The sequence below is a fragment of the Dolichospermum compactum NIES-806 genome, from assembly GCF_002368115.1.
GTDB lineage: Bacteria > Cyanobacteriota > Cyanobacteriia > Cyanobacteriales > Nostocaceae > Dolichospermum > Dolichospermum compactum.
Genome location: NZ_AP018316.1, coordinates 2,874,408 through 2,894,823, shown reverse-complemented (window position 1 = coordinate 2,894,823; position 20,416 = coordinate 2,874,408). Strand labels below are relative to the sequence as shown.

Below are 20,416 nucleotides of genomic sequence, written 5' to 3'. Positions count from 1 at the left end.
GTGGTCAGTTGTCAGTTGTCAGTTGTCAGTTGTCAGTTTTTACTTTTTCTCTGTTCCCTATCACCTGTCACCTCTTCCCTGACTATCTATACTGGTCTTTTTTGCTGTAAATTACACGATCTTCAACGTAAATGGTGTCTATAATTGCCACTACTGCTGCGTCTAACGGTCGTTGTTCATTACCTGATAATTGACGAGCAGCACTGCCACGACTGACAAGTACCCACTCATCCACTCCTGCCCCTACACTGTTATCGGCGGCTACCTCGTATACTGGCAGGAGATTGCCATTTTCATCTATTAATTGCAACATTAGTAGCTTCACACCCCGCAGACTGGGATCTTTTTGGGTGCTAGTTACTGTGCCACGAACTCTGGCAATTTGCATTATTAATTATGGTCTTCTACCGAAAGGACGGATTGTGTTAACACCTTCCCGGAATTGTTCTACATCTTCGGTATAACGAATGGGGAGGACATATTCCAAGTTTTCGTGGGGACGGGCAATGATGTGGGTGGATAGGACTTGTCCACCGTTGACGCGCTTAACTGATTCTACGCCAGCACCTACGGAAGCTTGAACTTCGGAAACGTCACCACGCACGATAACTGTTACCCGACCACTACCAATTTTTTCATACCCGACTAAGGTAACACGAGCAGCTTTTACCATCGCATCAGCAGCTTCTACTACGGCTGGAAAGCCTAGAGTCTCTACCATTCCTACTGCAATTGACATTTGTTTTTGTCCTTAAATTAAATTTTTACTTGTACCAGATTTAAACTCAAGCAAGCAGCCCTGTTAATGTTTTTCGTTTAAACAGTAATTAGACTAAGCACGGAACTGTTCTACAGCTTCTGTATAACGAATTGGCAAGACATATTCTAGGTTTTCATGAGGACGGGCAATGATGTGGGTAGATACCACTTCACCACCGTTGACTCTTTTAGCTGCTTCAATGCCGGCTGCTACTGAAGCTTGAACTTCAGAAACATCTCCTCTCACAATAACTGTAACGCGAGCGCTACCAATTTTTTCATATCCTACTAAAGTCACACGGGCAGCCTTCACCATTGCGTCAGCAGCTTCTACTACTGCGGGAAAGCCTTTAGTTTCAATCATTCCAACTGCAATTGGCATCGCAGAACTCCTCAAAATTTAATCGAATTAGAACTGTGGGTGGAAATTTTGGACGGGGATGCTCATCCTGATCCGAAAATACCGCCACATTTAAGCATAGGAAACCTTGGCATCCCTGGCAACATAAATTACTATAATAGTTTGTAATAAAATATATTAAAAAAAGTTAACAAAAGTTCATACGGTCTTTTATGAGATTAAAATTCACTGATCCCTAGAGTGACAACTTATGCTTTATAATTTCTTTATCACTTTGAGAATTACTATAGTTCATAGTCTAAGCTAATTCTTTGATGAGAAGGATTGGTGAGTGCTATATATGGGATGGACTGGCTACTGGCTATATCTTTCCTGTGGTTCGCTATTGCCATAAATAGTGGGTAAAAATCTGCAAATTTTACCAACGTACTTAAAAAACAAATTTAAAAAAAGCAGAAAAATAAAAAATGTTGTTCAAAAATTATTAGAATATCTAAAATGTTAAATTATATTTAATGGCTCGACAATAGGCTAATCTAAAGTAAATGTGCTTAGGCATATTGAGCTAAAAAAAGTTAAGAAAACATAGATTTTCTCAAAGATATTGTTTTTTGAGCAAATGATTATTTAAAGGCTGTTTAAGAGAATCGGAACTGAGTTGTCAAGGAAAATATTAGATGAATGAGTTTCTATTTTTAACGAGTTGGTTCGTGCCTCTTTATAGTTTACTAGGGGCAATTTTAACATTGCCTTGGAGTATAGGAATCATCCAGCGTACGGGACCTAGACCTGCGGCTTACTTGAACTTATTGACTACCATCTTAGGTTTTGTCCATAGTTTATTAGTATTTAAAGATATCTGGAATCGAGAACAGGAGAATTTAGTAATTACTTGGTTTCAGGCTGCTGATTTTCAATTATCTTTTGCTTTAGAAATTTCTGTAGTCAGTGTTGGGGCGACAGTTTTAATTACTGGATTAAGTCTATTGGCGCAAATTTACGCACTAGGCTACATGGAAAAAGATTGGTCTTTAGCCAGATTTTTTGGTCTAGTCGGATTTTTTGAGGCTGCTCTGAGTGGTCTAGCAATTAGTGATTCTTTGTTTCTTAGCTATGCGTTGCTGGAAGTTCTCACCCTTTCGACTTATTTACTGGTGGGATTTTGGTATGCTCAACCGTTGGTAGTGACGGCGGCGCGAGATGCCTTTTTAACGAAGCGGGTAGGAGATTTGTTGCTGTTAATGGCTGTGGTGACTCTTTCTACTTTGGCAGGTAGCTTAAACTTTTCGGATTTGTATGAGTGGGCGCAAACGGCTGATTTAAACCCTGTAACAGCAACTTTACTCTGTTTGGGTTTAATTGCCGGGCCTGCTGGTAAGTGCGCTCAATTTCCCCTGCATTTGTGGTTAGATGAGGCGATGGAGGGACCTAACCCAGCTTCGGTAATGCGAAATTCGTTGGTGGTAGGTGGGGGCGCTTATTTCCTCTACAAAGTCCAACCATTATTATCCTTGTCCCCTATTGCCTTAAATACTTTGGTGGTTGTGGGGGTAATGACAGCAGTGGGGGCGACATTGGTATCTCTAGCCCAAATTGATATTAAGCGATCGCTCTCCCATTCCACCAGCGCTTACATGGGATTGGTATTTTTGGCGGTAGGCTTGGAACAAGGTGGAGTAGCGTTAATGTTACTTCTGAGTCATGCCATTGCCAAAGCCTTATTATTCATGAGTTCCGGTTCAGTTATCTACACTACCCAAACCCAAGACTTAACGGAAATGGGGGGTTTGTGGTCAAAAATGCCAGCTACTACCACAGCTTTTATAGTCGGTTCAGCAGGTATGGTAACACTACTACCCTTGGGCAGTTTTTGGGCAATGATAGCATGGGCTGATGGCTTAGTAAAGATTAGCCCTTGGGTAATTGTAGTTTTAATCTTAGTTAATGGCTTAACGGCTTTGAATTTAACTAGGGTATTCCGATTAGTATTTTGGGGACGACCACAACCAAAAACCCGCCGCGCACCGGAAGTTGGTTGGCCAATGGCATTACCAATGGTGACTTTAACTATCCTGACGCTATTGTTACCCCTAATGCTACAACAATGGTATTTATTACCTAGCTGGGAAAGCCTAGATTGGTATGTAGTCGGATCTTTAGTAGCTTCTACCATTGCTGGGGTGACTATTGGCGCAACAATTTATCTGCACAAGGCTTGGTCAAGATCGAGAATTTTGGTTTGGAGAGTTATCCAAGACTTATTAGGCTATGATTTTTACATAGACCGCATTTATCGTTTAACGATTGTAAGTGCTGTGGCGCTGTTATCTCGGATATCCGCGTGGAGCGATCGCTTTTTGGTAGATGGTCTAGTGAACTTAGTCGGCTTTGCGGCGATTTTTAGCGGACAAAGTTTAAAATACAGCATTTCTGGTCAATCTCAAGGCTATATGTTGACAATCTTGGTTGTTATTAGCCTCCTTGGTTTCCTCATTAGTTTGTCCTTGGGTTTATTCACTAAATTACCTTTTTAGGTAATGGGTAATGGGTAATGGGTGATTGGTAATAGGTAATAGGTAATAGGAAAATTCTTCCTCCCTGCCCCCTTCTCCCTGCTCCCTGCTCCCTGCCCCCTACCTCCCCTACCCTCTATTCCCTAACTTTCATGCTCAGTACATTGATTTTACTGCCGTTAATTGGTGCAGCTTTTATTGGTTTCTATCCTTTTACCATCTCTGGTAAATTAGCGCGAATCATAGCTTTCGTTTTTAGCGTAATTATTTTCTTATGGAGTATTTTTCTGGGAATTCAGTTTAATCCCGGAGAAATTGGTCAACAGTTTGCTGAATCATTACCTTGGGTAGATGCTATTGGCTTAAATTACAATCTGGGTATAGATGGTTTATCTCTACCGTTGCTAATTCTCAATGGACTATTAACTTGCATTGCTATTTATAGTAGCGATGAATCCCAACAACGTCCAAGATTTTATTACTCTCTCATTTTGCTCTTAAGTGCTGGAGTAACTGGGGCATTTTTAGCACAGGATTTATTATTATTCTTCCTGTTTTATGAATTGGAATTAATACCTCTATATCTGCTAATTGCGATTTGGGGGGGTGAAAAACGAGGTTATGCAGCCACCAAATTTCTGATTTATACAGCTTTTTCAGGAATCGTCATTTTAGCCAGTTTCCTGGGGATGGTGTGGTTGAGTGGTTCTCCCAGTTTTGGACTAGCAACATTAAATGCCCAATCTCTACCCTTAGCAACGCAAATTTTACTGCTTGTCGGAATTTTGGTAGGTTTTGGGATTAAAATTCCCCTCGTTCCCTTCCATACTTGGCTACCAGATGCCCACGTTGAAGCCTCTACACCAATATCTGTGTTGTTAGCTGGGATATTATTAAAATTAGGGACTTATGGCTTACTGCGATTTGGGATGAACTTGTTACCAGATGCTTGGGCTTATGCAGCGCCTTGGTTAGCCACATGGGCAGTAGTTAGTGTTTTGTTTGGGGCATCTTGTGCGATCGCCCAAACGGACATGAAAAAAATGGTAGCCTATAGTTCCATCGGTCACATGGGCTATGTCTTATTAGCAGCCGCCGCATCCACACCCCTCAGCGTCTTGGGTGCAGTTATGCAAATGATTAGTCATGGGTTAATATCCGCCATGTTATTTCTGTTGGTGGGAGTTGTCTATAAAAAAGCTGGTAGTCGGGATTTAAATGTCATTCGGGGACTACTTAACCCAGAACGAGGTTTACCAGTGATTGGTAGCTTAATGATTTTTGCCGTTATGGCTAGTGCTGGTGTACCGGGAATGGTGGGATTTATTTCCGAATTTATTGTTTTTCGGGGCAGTTTTGCCGTTTTTCCGTTACAAACATTATTAGCCATGCTCGGAAATGGTTTAACTGCGGTTTACTTCCTAATTCTCTTAAATCGTGCCTTTTTTGGACGGTTATCAGCAGCAGTTACTAACTTACCTCGTGTGTATTGGAGCGATCGCATCCCTGCCATCATTTTAGCCGTAACTATCGTTATTTTTGGTATTCAACCCAATTGGTTAGTCCATTATACCCAAGCCACAATTACCACAATGGTAAAAACTAATCATCATCATCTAGTAGCAAATCGGGAACTATTGGATTCTTAACCAAAACAAGCTCATCATAGCCATCAAAAAAATCCCAAAAATCATAGTTCAGACATTTGCATTTCAGGAGAATTGACATGATAACAACTCAAAATAACCCCACTTACAACCCCCTAGCTGAATATATTCACCGCTTACAAACTGGCGAAGCATTACTGAAAGATAGTCCCGAAAACGTTTTAGAAGTTGTCGGTATTCTCAAAAGTTATGGTGTAGTTTTAGATGCCTATTCTAAAAATCTTATTTACATTGCTGAACATCAATTTCTCATATTTTTTCCCTTCTTTAAGTATTTTGATGGCGATATTTCTGTTCCTAAATTATTCCGCCATTTATGGCATGATCGGATTAATTTTGAATATGCTGAATATTGCATGAAAACCATGATGTGGCATGGTGGCGGCGGTTTAGACGCATACTTAGATACTCAAGAATTTCACGATAGAGCTAAAGCTGTTATTGCTGCTAAATTTAAATATAATCCCCTAATTTGGGGAATAAATGAACTGTTTCCCGAATTTTTAATAGAACAGTTACGAGTCTCTGCTTATTACACTGGGTTAGGTCAATTTTGGCGAGTCATGGCGGATATGTTTCTGAGGTTATCAGATCGCTATGACAACGGTGAAATTAAATCAATTCCCCAAGTTGTAGAACATATTAAATTGGCTTTAGTTGCAGATGCCATGAAACCAATTACATATAGTGTCAAAATTGGCGATAAAGTATATGATCTTATTCCTCAATCAGTTGGTTTAACCTTCCTTGCAGATACCGCAATTCCCTATGTAGAAGCAGTATTTTTCAGAGGTACACCATTTTTAGGAACAGTTTCCTTAAACGCCCAAGCGTATCAAGTTCCCCCAGATCAATCTCGGTTCCAATATGGTGCATTATACGCAGATCCTTTACCTATTGGTAGTGCAGGTATTCCTCCCACTTTGTTAATGCAGGATATGCGCCATTATTTGCCAGAATACTTACATAATATTTATCGTCGCAGTCTCAGAAGTGAAGATGATTTGCGGGTACAAATTTGTATGAGTTTCCAAAAGTCTATGTTTTGTGTAACTAGTGCCGCAATTTTAGGACTTTTACCTTATCCTCTAGATAGTCAAGATCCATCGGCACAAAAACATAATCAAGTTTATTTAGAAAAGTGGATGTCAAGATTAGAGAATTCTCAGTTATTAGAAGTGAATAAATAGGTAAAACTCTTGGAAGATTTTTGGTCAGAATCAGGATGTCCAGGATTTGAGGATTTTCAGGATGTTATTTGATGATGGTTGGTTATTCTTGAAGGATTTTTTGGTCAGAATCAGGATGTCCAGGATTTGAGGATTTTCAGGATGTTATTTGATGATGGTTGGTTACGCACAAGTCATGGAAGAATGAACCACGAAGGTACGAAGAAACGAAGGTAAGAGGTTTTACAGAGATTTTCCTATTTTTACTATGGACTATTTGTAAAACTGGTAATAAATCAAGTAACAAATCCCGAATTTTTTGTTCGTTAAAATTTCCTTGATTCGCTAACTCAATTAATAAATTTTCACCTTCAATAAAATCTTGAATTAAATATAAACAATCATCCTCATCAAAATAAGCTTGTAATTGGGGAATTTGGGGATGTTTGAGGTCTTTTAGTTGGTTCGCTTCTTGTTCAAATAACTCCTTGGCTGTTTTTAAGGCATAGGTACTTTGAGTTTGAGGTGCAAATTGTTTAATAACACACTTCTCATTTAATTTATCAACATCTTCAGCTAAATAAGTCTTCCCAAAACCACCACCACCCAAAGGTTTAACAGGACGATAACGGTTTCTGAGAATAACCAAAGGAACACCGCTGTTAGGACAGAACTTTGTCGTATCTGGTATGGGTGGATTATGACAGTCTGCATTTAGACAACATATCTGAGTCATGTTAGGTTGTGGTAGATACGTTGAGATTTAGAATATATACAAGAATATACTCGCTAATTACGCAATTAGACCACAAATTAGCTCATATTTCTTGTTTTTCTTCCTCTCACCCTTTACATCTTAACGTTTTAGCATCACTACCTTAATAATTCTTAACCCCATTTTCTCAAAAAAGTTTAACCTGGCATTTTCACCCAAAATTATTGAGAATACCTGCGAATGAGTCAACGTATTTTCAAGGGTCTTGACTTGTGAGAGGGTTATGTTGTGATAGTCTTGAGAAAAATCCAAGGGTTTGATATTATCTAAATTAAACAGGACTTACGCAACTGGCACAGCGATCGCTAATTATTAGTATATGTGTACTGCAATAATGAAGATGTTATTGAATCAGACTGATTGAGAATTGTTAATAGTAATAGATTAAATAAATGACGGGTATTAATTTTATGAGAGAATGATGATAGGGTGCATTAAGAAATTAATTAACGATGAAATTTACTAAACTTAATTACTGCCAGTATTTACTTAGCAGTCAAATCAACTACACAATGACTAATCTAGCAGAACATTTAGACAATATTAGTCACGATAAAATTAATTATTATTTAAAAAATGAGAAATTGACTCCTCGGTTACTTTGGGATAATGTGAAAGATATAATTGTCCGGGACGAGAATGCTTATATTATATTTGATGACACAGTTTTAAACAAAAGATTTTCAGAAAAGATTGAAATAGTGCGAAGGCAATATAGTGGAAATGAGCATGGCATCGTCAAAGGAATTGGAATAGTCAATTGTATATATGTTAATCCTAAAACTCTCAAATTTTGGGTAATAGATTATCGTATTTTTAACCCTGACAATGATGGTTTAAGTAAAGTTGACCATGTGAAAAATATGTTGCAAGGGCTTGTATATCAAAAGGTTCTGCCATTTGATACAGTTTTAATGGATACTTGGTATGCAGTTAACAATTTAATGCTTTATATTGATAGTCTAGATAAAGTTTATTATTGTCCTTTAAAGATTAATCGTTTGGTTGATGATAGTTTTGGCAAAGAAAAATATAAAAATATTGAATCATTGTCATGGAGTGAAGATGAGTTAGAATGTGGTAAAATTATCAAGATAAAAGCATTCCCCTCCGAGAAAAAAGTGAAGCTATTCCGGGTTACTATCTCTACCGATAGAACGGACTATATCGCAACTAATGATATATCTCAAAGTTCTATGGATGTTACACAACAGGTGTGTAAAATCCGTTGGAAAATAGAAGAGTTTCACAGGGAGATAAAACAATTAACTGGCATTGAATCATGTCAGTGTCGCAAAGGTCGTCTTCAAAGAAATCATATAGCTTGTGCTATGTTGGTTTGGCTAAGACTAAAAAACTTAGCTTACAACACAGGTCAAACTATTTATCAAATTAAGCATAATTTGCTTTCTAATTATTTAATAGGACAACTAAAACGTCCAGATATTGCTATGTCAATGGTTTAGTCTTTAGGCGCTCGGTGCAGCGTAGCCGCACCATCGCTTGTGCCAGTTGCGTAAGTCCTATTAAAATAACTCCTAATAGAAGTCAAAAACCAAAAGTTTGTAGGTTAAATTGACTTTTATTTAGAAAAGATCCTAAATTAATATCCCCGACTTCTTTAAGAAGTAGGGGATTTGACCCTTGCAAATCCAAGAAATTTACAGACCAAACCAAGCTAACAATCTATCCCACCAAGAAGTGGAAATATTTCCTCCAGTTAATTGCATTTTTTGGCGAATATTTTGAATATTCCAGTTGGTAAGTCTAGCGAGGGTTTGGGCTTCTTTTTCAAATCGTTGATTTAATGAACTTTTATATTGTCTTCCCGCACTACATTGAAGATTACCTGTAAATGGGTGTTGTAAAATATAACGTCCTTGAAAGGAATCCCGTTGGGAAGTTGCTTGAAACATCAAATCTTCAGGAAACTTATTTCTGGTGTAGCGAACGTGCAAGCGAGTAATAAAAACACTACTACTAGGAAAACGAGAACGAAAACTGGGAGCTACTGGTCTATCACTACTATTATTATCTAACCAAAACACGCCCGCTTGTTTTAATTCTTCATTATTGAGTGGTTCAGCCGAACAAGGATCACAACTACTCATATCCCAAGCATATTCTAAAAATCCGACTTTCTTATCTTCTTTGGTGTAAGAAGTTTGGAACATGGATTTATAAAAATCACCAAATTCATTTTTGACAAAAATAGGAATATTCACATCTGAAGGAACTTTAACAGTGCGATAATTAGTAATTTCTGCCTGTCCTTGAGGTGAGAGAATATAAACAATTAAATCTTGTTCTTTAGTGGCATTAATCATTCCTAAACGAATGGGTAACATGAACTTGGGTGATTCGTAGGAAATTTGTAAAGGACGCAGTAATTGATAACCTGATTCGGCAAATTTATCTAAGTTGACTTTAGCAACAAAGAATTTCATGGAAGAACGAATGTATGGTTTTAGTAATTCCTTTGCCCCTTTAGGAATTTTATAACCATTGCGATTTAGCCAAATTTCTAGCCCACCAGATTCCTTAGCACTGAGGATGACAATATCATATTCACCAACATTAAATTTGGCTTCAACAGTCACGCCTAAACTGCTATCTTTCCTCATGCTATTTTCTGCACTACTCATTCTTCCTGCTGCTTGTGGTGATGGCATATCCGCCATTTTTTCCATGACTGCACAGGGGTCAGAATCAAAATATTCAACTAATCTTGGCGCACTGAACGCATCTAATCGTTCAATAATTTTTGGTTCGGCTACATGAACTTGTTCTTTTTTTAAAACAGTGGGAACAGGAATAACAACAGCAAAATCTTTAACATCTCCTTGAAAATCATTAGCCATTGTTAAGACGGTAAGATTCCCATCTCTAGCAAGTATGACTTGAGAAGCTTGGTTATAGAGTTTTGTATCAGCTTTAGCTACATAAAAACCACAGAAAGCCCAAGCTGTAGGCGCAAAACACAGCACTGCTAAAAGTGCAGAGATTAAGGGCATAAATAGGCGTAAAAGTTGCATTTTGATACCTTAATTGATGATAGTTAATTGCTTATTTGCTGCTGGTAATTTTGGTTGCTGCCACCAAGAAAATCTCGGTGTCACCCAGAATCTATCTAGTAAAATAGTTAAGGGTGCGAGGGCAAATAAAGACCAAAAAACAGCGGTGGAGATAAAGAAGAAGTTCCGCAAAATAAATGTTAACAAAGCAATAGATATTGCCCAAATTATTCTACTCATGGGGGCGTTGGGAATTGAACGCGGATCTGTCACCATAAACAGAGAAAATAATAGTAAAGATCCACTAATTAAATGATGAAAATAAACGTCCCAAGTCCAACCTAACCACATATTTCTGATGGCTGCTAATAGGGAATAGGCAGCTAGAAAAGCGGCGGTAGTATCCCAGCGACCAATGCGCTGTAAAATCATGCCTCCAGTCCCTACAAATAACAACGCATACCACCATTCTTCCCCCCATTGTCCTGGGGATACCCAAGCGTCATTAGTGAGGGTAAGCACAGCAATAATGCCAAAATTAGCAGGGTTGAAAAAATGCTTTTCCCCAAATTGGAAAATAAATTTACTAGCTATGGCTGCAAACCCAGCTAAAGCCATTGTTGACCAATGATCAGCGCGTAGTAATAAACTCAGTCCCAAAGAAGTAATTAAGGGACTACGGATATTAATTGTTTGAATTGTATTTTCAGATTTAGTGAGCAATGAGCAGATGATTTGAGTTATGATGCAGGAGGCGATCGCCACAAGCACAAATTCTGGATGTAATGTCCAGTCTCGCGTCGCAATTCCCAAAATCAGGAATAAACTCAAAAACAGAATTTGATAATCTCGAATATCTTTGCACAACGTCATTTTCCGCTGACGGGATTACCCGCAGATTTTTTACCAATTTAAACCAGTGTGATCATAAATTAGACTGTTGTTACAGTTTTTGTTACAAATTTATTTTTAACAATGGAATTTTCTCCCCTATTTCCCCTTGTTTATCGGCTTCTTAAACCCACTTTTCCCCATTGTCTATGGTGTGGAAACTCCAACAAGAAAACTATCGCCCTTACCTTTGATGATGGACCTCATCCCCAATACACACCCCAAGTATTATCGGTTTTAAAGCGTTACAACATTACCGCTAGTTTTTTCTGGTTAGGAAATTGTGTGAATCGGTTTCCAGAAGTTGCAAAAACAGTCAGCACACAAGGACACTGGATCGGATTACATGGTTATGAACATGATTCTTTTCCCTTCCTTTCCCCAAACCAACTCAAACAAAGTTTAGAAAAAACCCAAGTCGCTATTTACAATGTTTGTAATTTATCACCCGAACAAGTACGAGATGTGCGTCCTCCCAACGGATTTTTCACCCCTCAAACATTAAAATTATTTCAACAGTGGAATTATCGTCCAGTGATGTGGAGTGTAGTTCCTGAAGATTGGGTTCATCCTGGTGTCAATGTTGTGGTAAATCGAGTTATGAAACAAGTTAAAAACGGTTCATTAATTGTCTTGCATGATGGCTATTTTGGCGGTAAAGATGTGGCAGAAATTATTAATATTTTGATTCCCCAATTATTACAACAAGGGTATGAATTTGTGACTGTTAATAGTTTATGGTAAACATTTGAACATCTGGACGTTTTAGTTGCTGAATTAAATAATTAGACAGTAAATTGTGCTTGATTTTTATCCCCCTGACTTATAATTTTCTCATAAACTCTTGCCAAAAATCACCCCATCATTTAATCTTCTTAATTTTAGCTTTGAATTTTTTGGATGTTCCGGGTAAATAATACTTATATACTATTCAATACTCATTGCTTCCCTGTCTCTCGGCGATAGCGAAGCGTTCCGTAGGAATCGCTTGTGCCAGTTGCGTAAGTCCTGACATTTTCAGAAATTGCATTTTGTCAGAATCAGGATGCACAGGATTTGAGGATATACAGGATGTTTTTTATATTCATCTACATTTTCAGAAATTCTACTAATTCAAGTATTCCAGAATATCAATATCAAATACAATCCTGTTAATCCTTTAATCGGTGGAAATCCTGATTCTAAAATTTATACGCTACTTAGAGCTTTCACTTTTGCAATAGCACCTTCAATATCTGGCAATTTTTGACCATATTTTTCGGCTGTTTCTAACCATAAGTTTCGCACAATTATCAATTCTTGTAAGGTTTCTTCTAAAGTTTCACCCTGTGCTAAACATCCTTTTAATGCGGGAATTTCTGCTACAAAACCGCCTTCTTCACAAGGATAAACAACTATGGGATAATTCATGATTACGCTCCTTCTATTAATTCTATCTAAGAAAAACTCCTCTAACTCTAAAAGTTTACGAATATCACTAAACTTTACATTGTTGGGGCTATTTTTTAATTTTTCAGTTAGTTTATCTTTTTTGACCATTTTCTGCTAGTAAAAATTTTAACATTATTTGTCTGAATCAGGATGCTCAGAATTTGAGGATGTACAGGATGTTTTTTAATATATATCTACATTTTCACGAAATTGCGCTAATTCAAATATCCCACAATATCAATATTAAATACAATCCTGTTAATCCTGTAATCCTGGTTATCCTGATATGACTTGCGCCACGCTGCGCTATCAGACAGTTAAATATTAATAAAAAATGGTGCTGTACTTTCGGAGAACGCACCCTACAAGATGAGAAATCCAGGAGTAGCGTAACGTTTACGCGGTGGTAATTTCAACACTTCGCCTAATTGAAATGAATTTCCAAAAATTCCTGTACAGAGGCTTGACATTTGGTTCTCTTTATGAGAACATAAAGTTATACCGACCAAAAAAACAAGGTAAAGCAGATATGTTTAAACTAAAAAAATCGAATTTAATAATATATTATGAAAGTAATTGGCATCGAAAACCTAACTGAATTTAGTAAGATTCATCCAGATGCTGAAATTAGTCTTAATGTTTGGCTCCAAACTGCTCAAAAGGAAGAATGGAAACACATTATAGATGTAAGGGAAGTTTATCCACACGCAGATTTTGTACAAGGGTACACAGTTTTTAATATAGGAGGAAATAAGTTTCGGTTAATTACTAAAATTACCTATAAAGTCAAGACCATTAAGATTGAGGATGTATTAACTCATAGTGAATATAATGAAGATAAGTGGAAAAAATAAGGAATAATTAGAGGATTATTAGAGGATTTCGCTTCTCAATAGTCTAATTACACTACTCAGAAGCTCATAAACATCTAGGATATGGCTTTACTATGTCCCTAGTGAAAACATTCTACCCCAAAGGGGGTTGTATATGACAACTACACTAAACAAGGAAGAATACATTAAGCTACTTTCTGAAACTGTGCCACGTATAATTGACACAGAAATAGAACATAAGCGTCTACTAAATGAAGTAGATAAATTTATGGATTTAGGGGAAAATTTGACAGATGAACAAGCTGAAGTTTTACAGTTGCTAGTAACACTAATTGAGCAATATGAAAATAGAGTCTATCAGATGAAAGCTATAACTCCCCTAGATATATTACATGAGTTAATGTCAGTAAGAGAACTCAAACAAAAGGATATTGTCGAGATTTTTGGCTCAAAAGGTATTACTTCAGAAGTAATAAATGGTAAAAGAAGTATTAGCAAAAATCAAGCCAAAGCATTGGGAGATTTTTTTCATGTATCATATTCTTTGTTTTTGTAAGCAAATGGGGATAATAGCTTACTTTCTGAATCACTTCTAATGCTTTAATTGTAGCTGAAAATGGTCTGAATCAGGATGTCCAGGATTTGAGGATGTAGAGGATGTTTTTTTCATATTCATCTACATCCTCAGAAGTTGCGCTAATTTTAATATTCCAGAATATCAAAATTAAATATTATCCTGTTAATCCTTTAATCCTGGATATCCTGATTCAGACAGTTAAATTTTACTAAAAAACAGTGCGTTACATTTCATTATCGCACCCTTTAAAAATTTCTATTGCAAGTAACGAGATTTATTGTGTATAATTTGTTTCTACTAATTTAGTAGGCTTAAATTTTTTTGTATTATAATTTGGAGAACATAAACCATATATGCTCATACTAACCCATATAATTGCAGAAAGACATAAAAATAAGAATATAATAAAATGTAGAAAATTAATAGAACGTGAGAAAGGTGCTAAAAAAAGAATTAATATGAAACTAGATATAAACATTACTAAAGAAATAAGACAAATTTTATCTACATTCTTTTCAAATTCTAGATTCTTAAGAAGTTTTTCCATTTCTTTTTTATGATTTAAAAAGTCTAATTCCACAGTAATATCTTTAACAAAAATTCTTTGATAATCTCTATGATAGGCTTGATAATATTCTTCATAATCCCAGCCACCAAGATTATCCTTGTAATAATTAGTCTTTGATTTTAAAACAGTTTCATAAGAATCATTTATATCTAAAATAATAAAAAAATCATCGCTATCATCAAGCTTAATCTTTTTATTTAAAATATATTCATCAGGGGTGAATTTTACATTAAGAAGTTTTTTTATAACAACACCATCAGATAATTTAAAATAAACATTATAATCAGAATTATTTGACATATTATAAATCGCTCCAATGTTTCCTCTTCACTATAATATTATACAGCAAATTCATCTATAGTCAACATTTTCAGAATTGATAAGTATTTAGGGCTTCTATGGGGTCTTGACATCAGATCATATTTACCAAGTTGGCAAAGTGGGATGCACTGAGTGGAATTAATGGAAACAATAGTATTTACTCTTAATCCAGATTGATGGCACGGTGATGCCAATTTTAATAGAAAGAGGTGCATTACATTTTATTAACACACCCTACAAGATTTAATAATTACATTCTAAAAAAGGATCGTCTTGATCTTTTAAATCTTGCCAATTAAAATCGTATCGTAATTCTGGCGGAAAGTTTTCCGGAAACGTAACCTTAAAGTAACTACCAATAGTATCTTTTGAAGATTCTAAAGCTAAGAAAGCACTTCCTGGAGAAAAGTCCTCAGTTCCAAACTGTGATGATAAAAGTACAAGCAGACCACAACAGGCATCTATTAGATTCTCGAAATTTGCTTGTTCAAAATTAGAATGCCGATCATGTTTGGTGTTATTGTAAGCTTGATACCAAGATAGAGGATTATAATTCGTTGATAACCAAGATGAAAAAGGTTTTCGTATCTTGTGTTGTCCCTTCCAGTAAGGAACTTCTACCTCATAAGAAGAAAGTAGATGCGTTTTATTAATTTTATAGTAGTCGTTTTTAATATTCATACAACTTCTACTGTATCCATTTTCTCTAAGAATGGCCTTAAAATTTGCTTCCACCTCTATACACGCTCGAACCAAAAGAGCATGAATTCTATATGAAAAGCATTCTAGATTTTGGTCTGATGGTTCAATATAATCAAAGAGTTCTTGCAGATCATTTTGTAAGAGAAGAAATCCACGAATATAATTTTTAGGAGATTGAGCAAATTTGGAATGGACTATGTACTGAGAACGTCCACCCTCAGTGTAATGGTCATCCACAAATTGACGATAACTTCTCCGATATGGGCGATTAACTGACATTATAGTTACTCCAATTTGTAGCGGTTTTTTAATTAAGATATACGCCTACTGATTATAGCAACATCCTAACAAAATATATAGACAAAAAATTCTGTATAACCACTATTGACAATAAATAATTATACAGAATTTCAGATAGATAAAATATCTACAAAACCTCCCTACCCAAATAAACCTGCAAAACCTCCGGTACTTTAATCGTCCCGTCAGCTTGCTGATAATTCTCCAAAATCGCCGCCATAGTCCTACCTACAGCCAAACCAGAACCATTTAAAGTATGCACAAACTGCGTTCCTTTCTTACCAGCTTCCTTAAAGCGAATATCCGCCCTTCTCGCTTGAAAATCAACACAATTAGAACAACTAGAAATCTCCCGATACTTGCCAGCAGAAGGCAACCATACCTCTAAATCATAGGTTTTTGTTGCCGAAAAACCTAAATCAGCAGTACATAAATTAATCACCCGATAAGGCAATTTTAAAGCCTGTAAAATACTCTCTGCACTGACTAGCAACGTCTCCAATTCATCAAAAGAACTTTCCGGTTTTACTAATTTCACCAACTCAACTTTATTGAATTGATGTAACCGAATTAAACCCCGCATATCCCGGCCATAACTTCCCGCTTCCCGCCGAAAACATGGCGTATATGCAGTATGATAAATTGGTAATTCTTCCGCGTTGATAATTTCCTCTCGATAAAAATTAGTGACAGGAACTTCCGCAGTAGGAATTAACCACAAATCATCTTCTGCACATTTAAAACTGTCCTCTGCAAACTTGGGTAATTGTCCTGTTCCCGTTAAAGAATCAGTATTAACTAACAACGGTGGACTAACTTCTATATAGCCATTTTCAATATGTTTAGAAAGCATAAATTGGATTAATGCTCTTTCTAAAGCAGCACCTGCACCTATCAAACTTACAAACCGAGTTTGGGCAATTTTTACCGCTCTTTCAAAATTCAAAATTCCCAACTTTTCGCCGATTTCCCAATGGGGGACAATGTTGGGATTTTCGGGTTTATATTCATCTCCCCATGTTTTCACTTCTTGGTTATCATCTTCACTTGTACCAATGGGGGTAGAATCACTGGGTAAATTCGGAAGTGCTAAGAGTAATTGGTGAATTTGGGCTTTTAATTCTTTTTCCTGGGGTTCTAATGAGCTTAATGTGATTTTGAGGCTGTTTCCTTCTTCTTTTAAAGCCAGAATTGACTCATCTTGAGGATTAACACCAGATCTTACCTTTTGTCCCACCAGTTTACCAATTTCATTACTGCGGGCTTGGAGTTCGTTGCGTTTGACTTCCAGTTCCCGTTGTTGTTGGCTCAAATCTAATATAGGCTGAATCTCGTATTTACCACTACGAGTATTCAACTTTTCTTGTACTAATTGGGGATTTTCTCTAATTTGTTTAATATCCAGCATTGGTGAATTTCGTTAAGTTTTGTCAATTGTACTTGATTGAGGTGATTAAGTGTAGGGGCTTAACAATGCTAAACCCTATATACCACTAATGCCATGTTTCCTATCTGTGTTTATCTGCGTTTATCTGCGTTTAATTATAATCAGTAGCAAATCTACAAAATATAGTTGATAATTAGTTCAGATACTCTTCTCCATTACCTAAGCGTTAAGGAGTTTTCAGCAATGATGACAACTCAATCAGTTATTTTAAATATCAAAAATGTAGAGTTAAGTGATGAACAGTTTTATCAACTATGTCAAATCAATGAAGATTGGAAACTTGAACAAACTGCTAAGGGAGAATTGATAATTATGCCTCCAGTTGGTGCAATTAGTGGTAATAGAGAGTCAGATTTTAATGGTTATGTTTGGTTATGGAATCTTCAAACCAAACTCGGAAAAGTATTTAGTTCTTCTACTGTTTTTACTCTACCTAATGGTGGTAAACGTTCTCCTGATGTGGCTTGGATTGCTAATGAACGTTGGGAATCTTTAACCATTAAAGAAAAAGAAAAATTTGCTAAAATTTGTCCTGATTTTGTCATAGAATTGCGTTCTCGTACAGATTCTTTAAGTCAATTACAGGAGAAAATGCAGGAATATCTTAATAGTGGTTTACGTTTAGGTTGGTTAATTGATCCTCAAAATCAACAAGTAGAAATTTACCGTCAAAATCAGTCTGTAGAAATAGTATCATTACCGACAAGTTTATCGGGAGAAAATGTTTTACCAGGATTTATTTTAGAATTACCTGTTTTCAGGGATTAAGATACTACAAGCACTGTCAATTATGGTTTATTAATCCGATTTATTAACCACAAGGATGCCAATAACCCAGCAAAATGCGCTGATACGGTGTTTGTATTTGCCTGGACTATAAGCATATCCAATCCGCTAATAATCCGAGTCGGGTCAAATAATTGAGTAGTTACTGCTTGAGGAGATATAGACCTGGCTACTAGTGTACCAACGATCGCTTGCGCTCCCAATAAAGTGACTAATATTCCCCCTAAATTTATCCATAGACCTAAACGTAATACCTGCACAGTTTCCACCTTACGAGGGCGATTAGTGGGATTAGGGGATTCTAATTTCTTGCCAATTCTAGTGTAGCGATAAGCTAAGTAAATACCAGCACCCAACAGAAGTATGCCACAAATTGCTAAAAACACGCCAAAGCCCGTTCCTGGATTGTTACTGGGGCTACCTGCTTTTTGACTAAAAATGCCAAATAACAAGACAATTATTCCAGAAATTACACCTAATACCAACTGAATCCATAAACTAATCCAACCTGCTAGGCGAAATTGTTGGGCTATAGCCCGAAGGTTATATGATGGTGTTTCGGAGTTTTGCGTCATATAAAAATTAAAACTTAAAAATTAAGAACAACTTCCGTTTGTTGTTTGTTAGCTGTTACCTATTTCCAGAATAATTGATAATGGGTTAAGTCTACTGAAAATTTCAGACGTAAAAATTAGTTATGAATTCTACTGTTTCTCAATCTACGTTCCTCTTAACTTTTCTGTTATCAGTTGGATTATTTTTCTTTATACGCGCTTCGACTAAGGATCGTACAGAAGTGATGCAATTGACTTCAGAACAGGATGAGAATACATTAATGGCTGCATTAAAGGAGTATTTTCGCTCTCGTGCTTATCGAGTTTCAGCGGTAGATTCTGCTAAAAATCAAGTCACTTTTGAAGGATTGGTTAGCCCTAGCTGGTTTCTAGCTATATTTTTGACTATATTAGCAGCCGTAGGTTTGGGTTGTTTGGCGTTGGTTCTATCAATGCTTTTGCCCGATTTTGGCCAATTTTTTCTAGTAATAATCCTGTTTTCGCCTTTAAGTGGATTATTGTACTGGAAAAAATCTGGAAGACTTGAGAAGGTGTCACTCAAGATGGAAAATATCCCAAGTGGGCAAAACTTCTCAAGTACAATCACTGTAACTGCCCATAGAGATGAACTGGCTGAGTTACAAAGGGCATTACAGCTAAAGACGCTGGACACTTGATTGATTTTGGGGGTGAAAACTAGCATTATCTACATTCATGTAGGCTTCTGACTCAAGTTTTGAGGAAATCAGCAGTAGGGGAGAAGAGAAAATTCTGCTAGTGCCGTTAATCTTCCTGATGCTTGGTATGTCATGAGGAAAAATTTAAATTGGCGGACAGAGTTTGATAGTAGTCCAAATTAGTGAGAGCATAAATAATTCATGCTTCGTTTTTTGGATGACCTTGGCTCTGTCGCTATTCTCTTTTGTATAAGCTGATAACAAACTGATTCATCTAATCTGTTGTAGATTAATGAAGGATTAATTATGCCATGACTTGAGAGAATGTATTTAAACCTGACTGGCAATTTCAACCAAAAAATTAAAAAAAATGAAATTTTTGAACAAACTGGTAACAATTGCCAGTTAATTATTCACAGATTCAGAAGTCACATTTACAAGATATGATGGTCATTTGTTGTTTAGTTACTAGCAACAGCAACAGCGACAGGTTCTGGCGCTGGTGCTGTTGGTGATTCTAAAATCCTGAGACTAGGGAACAAAAAATGATTCTCTTCTACGTATTGAGCGCCAAACAGACCTTTTTCCGCCCAGAAATAACGGTCCGTTGTATGTTCATTGCGTTTTACTAGTAGCAGCGCAGGTGGCAAAATACCTTCAGCTTGAATGAACTTTCTTGCTGCTGTCACAGGCTTATCTTCGCCACTTTCAATGCTGTACTGAGGGATATGCTCAAGTATGCGCCGTCCTTCCTGCCTACGACGGCTCTTCCGCTTGCGTCTCCTTGCCAACCTATTGTCCTCCTGTTTCAAGCTATAGACTGTAGTTATGGCTACAAAATCCGTCGTCATCATATAAGTTCTATCTTAAAAAATCAAGAGTTTTTAATGTTTTGATACAACTGGGGGAAAACTCTGAAAAATGAAGAATTAAAAATTAAAAAAATTGCTGACTTTTCAGCCATTACTCCTTACCAATCATCCATTACCAGACTAAACTAGATAGCTATAAACCTTGATTGGGGACTGGGGACTGGATAATTTCCTTGTTCCTTCTTCGTTCTTCCTGACT

The 20,416-nt window shown here is 36.7% G+C and carries 21 protein-coding genes; 9 read left to right on the top strand and 12 right to left on the bottom strand.

Features of this window, described 5'->3' with window-relative positions; all coding sequences use genetic code 11:
- Positions 1-82 precede the first annotated feature (82 nt).
- From CA730_RS13710 to CA730_RS13700, 3 genes are all read right to left on the bottom strand, one after another.
- The gene (locus CA730_RS13710) at positions 83-388 is read right to left on the bottom strand and encodes a EutN/CcmL family microcompartment protein (RefSeq protein ID WP_015080436.1); all 306 of its coding nucleotides are present in this window, start codon (positions 386-388) and stop codon (positions 83-85) included.
- A 6-nt stretch (positions 389-394) separates the two neighbouring features.
- Positions 395-739, bottom strand: a complete 345-nt coding sequence (locus tag CA730_RS13705) for a carbon dioxide-concentrating mechanism protein CcmK (RefSeq protein WP_015080435.1) — start codon at positions 737-739, stop codon at positions 395-397.
- Positions 740-832: 93 nt separating this feature from the next.
- Positions 833-1,141 (bottom strand): carbon dioxide-concentrating mechanism protein CcmK, encoded by a 309-nt coding sequence (locus tag CA730_RS13700; protein WP_027401081.1) that lies wholly within the window; start codon positions 1,139-1,141, stop codon positions 833-835.
- 656 nt (positions 1,142-1,797) lie between these two features.
- On the opposite strand from CA730_RS13700, the gene CA730_RS13695 reads away from it, so the two are divergent.
- From CA730_RS13695 to CA730_RS13685, 3 genes are all read left to right on the top strand, one after another.
- The gene (locus CA730_RS13695) at positions 1,798-3,654 is read left to right on the top strand and encodes an NAD(P)H-quinone oxidoreductase subunit F (RefSeq protein ID WP_096668059.1); all 1,857 of its coding nucleotides are present in this window, start codon (positions 1,798-1,800) and stop codon (positions 3,652-3,654) included.
- A gap of 131 nt (positions 3,655-3,785) precedes the next feature.
- On the top strand, positions 3,786-5,282 hold the full coding sequence (locus CA730_RS13690) for an NADH-quinone oxidoreductase subunit M (RefSeq protein ID WP_096668057.1): 1,497 nt from the start codon (positions 3,786-3,788) through the stop codon (positions 5,280-5,282).
- Positions 5,283-5,359: 77 nt separating this feature from the next.
- On the top strand, positions 5,360-6,490 hold the full coding sequence (locus tag CA730_RS13685) for a CO2 hydration protein (RefSeq protein ID WP_096668055.1): 1,131 nt from the start codon (positions 5,360-5,362) through the stop codon (positions 6,488-6,490).
- A gap of 136 nt (positions 6,491-6,626) precedes the next feature.
- Here the strand turns inward: CA730_RS13685 and CA730_RS13680 are convergent, their stop codons facing one another.
- Complete coding sequence (locus CA730_RS13680) at positions 6,627-7,205, bottom strand: protein kinase domain-containing protein (RefSeq protein WP_096668053.1); 579 nt, start codon at positions 7,203-7,205, stop codon at positions 6,627-6,629.
- Positions 7,206-7,696: 491 nt separating this feature from the next.
- Here CA730_RS13680 and CA730_RS13675 point away from each other — a divergent pair, with 491 nt between their 5' ends.
- Positions 7,697-8,710 (top strand): IS701 family transposase, encoded by a 1,014-nt coding sequence (locus CA730_RS13675; protein WP_096665083.1) that lies wholly within the window; start codon positions 7,697-7,699, stop codon positions 8,708-8,710.
- 195 nt (positions 8,711-8,905) lie between these two features.
- Here CA730_RS13675 and CA730_RS13670 read toward each other — a convergent pair whose 3' ends face one another.
- Both CA730_RS13670 and CA730_RS13665 read right to left on the bottom strand, forming a co-directional pair.
- Complete coding sequence (locus CA730_RS13670; protein WP_096668051.1) at positions 8,906-10,279, bottom strand: DUF2330 domain-containing protein; 1,374 nt, start codon at positions 10,277-10,279, stop codon at positions 8,906-8,908.
- Between the two features lie 9 nt (positions 10,280-10,288).
- Entirely contained in the window at positions 10,289-11,131 is an 843-nt protein-coding gene (locus tag CA730_RS13665; RefSeq protein ID WP_096668049.1) for an RnfABCDGE type electron transport complex subunit D, read from the bottom strand.
- A 102-nt stretch (positions 11,132-11,233) separates the two neighbouring features.
- On the opposite strand from CA730_RS13665, the gene CA730_RS13660 reads away from it, so the two are divergent.
- Positions 11,234-11,893, top strand: coding sequence for a polysaccharide deacetylase family protein (locus tag CA730_RS13660; protein ID WP_096668047.1), 660 nt, complete (start codon positions 11,234-11,236; stop codon positions 11,891-11,893).
- A 444-nt stretch (positions 11,894-12,337) separates the two neighbouring features.
- Here the strand turns inward: CA730_RS13660 and CA730_RS13655 are convergent, their stop codons facing one another.
- On the bottom strand, positions 12,338-12,559 hold the full coding sequence (locus tag CA730_RS13655; protein WP_027402377.1) for a type II toxin-antitoxin system HicB family antitoxin: 222 nt from the start codon (positions 12,557-12,559) through the stop codon (positions 12,338-12,340).
- Positions 12,560-13,146: 587 nt separating this feature from the next.
- Between CA730_RS13655 and CA730_RS13650 the strand changes: the two genes are divergently transcribed.
- Positions 13,147-13,434, top strand: a complete 288-nt coding sequence (locus tag CA730_RS13650; RefSeq protein ID WP_096668045.1) for a type II toxin-antitoxin system HigB family toxin — start codon at positions 13,147-13,149, stop codon at positions 13,432-13,434.
- Between the two features lie 133 nt (positions 13,435-13,567).
- Complete coding sequence (locus CA730_RS13645; RefSeq protein ID WP_096668043.1) at positions 13,568-13,969, top strand: helix-turn-helix domain-containing protein; 402 nt, start codon at positions 13,568-13,570, stop codon at positions 13,967-13,969.
- Between the two features lie 295 nt (positions 13,970-14,264).
- On the opposite strand, the gene CA730_RS13640 is transcribed toward CA730_RS13645, so the two are convergent.
- The 3 genes from CA730_RS13640 to serS all read right to left on the bottom strand — a co-directional run bounded on the left by CA730_RS13640 (position 14,265) and on the right by serS (position 17,289).
- Positions 14,265-14,858 (bottom strand): hypothetical protein, encoded by a 594-nt coding sequence (locus CA730_RS13640; RefSeq protein WP_096668041.1) that lies wholly within the window; start codon positions 14,856-14,858, stop codon positions 14,265-14,267.
- A gap of 264 nt (positions 14,859-15,122) precedes the next feature.
- Positions 15,123-15,860, bottom strand: coding sequence for a hypothetical protein (locus CA730_RS13635; protein WP_096668039.1), 738 nt, complete (start codon positions 15,858-15,860; stop codon positions 15,123-15,125).
- A 148-nt stretch (positions 15,861-16,008) separates the two neighbouring features.
- Complete coding sequence (gene serS / locus CA730_RS13630) at positions 16,009-17,289, bottom strand: serine--tRNA ligase (protein WP_096668037.1); 1,281 nt, start codon at positions 17,287-17,289, stop codon at positions 16,009-16,011.
- Between the two features lie 225 nt (positions 17,290-17,514).
- On the opposite strand from serS, the gene CA730_RS13625 reads away from it, so the two are divergent.
- Positions 17,515-18,096: a Uma2 family endonuclease gene (locus CA730_RS13625; RefSeq protein ID WP_407919803.1), complete on the top strand. Its 582-nt coding sequence runs from the start codon at positions 17,515-17,517 to the stop codon at positions 18,094-18,096.
- Positions 18,097-18,116: 20 nt separating this feature from the next.
- Here the strand turns inward: CA730_RS13625 and CA730_RS13620 are convergent, their stop codons facing one another.
- Positions 18,117-18,689 (bottom strand): DUF3611 family protein, encoded by a 573-nt coding sequence (locus CA730_RS13620; RefSeq protein WP_096668033.1) that lies wholly within the window; start codon positions 18,687-18,689, stop codon positions 18,117-18,119.
- A 122-nt stretch (positions 18,690-18,811) separates the two neighbouring features.
- Between CA730_RS13620 and CA730_RS13615 the strand changes: the two genes are divergently transcribed.
- Entirely contained in the window at positions 18,812-19,345 is a 534-nt protein-coding gene (locus tag CA730_RS13615; RefSeq protein ID WP_096668031.1) for a cofactor assembly of complex C subunit B, read from the top strand.
- 461 nt (positions 19,346-19,806) lie between these two features.
- Here the strand turns inward: CA730_RS13615 and CA730_RS13610 are convergent, their stop codons facing one another.
- Complete coding sequence (locus tag CA730_RS13610) at positions 19,807-20,136, bottom strand: DUF3155 domain-containing protein (protein ID WP_096671524.1); 330 nt, start codon at positions 20,134-20,136, stop codon at positions 19,807-19,809.
- Between the last annotated feature and the right edge of the window lie 280 nt (positions 20,137-20,416).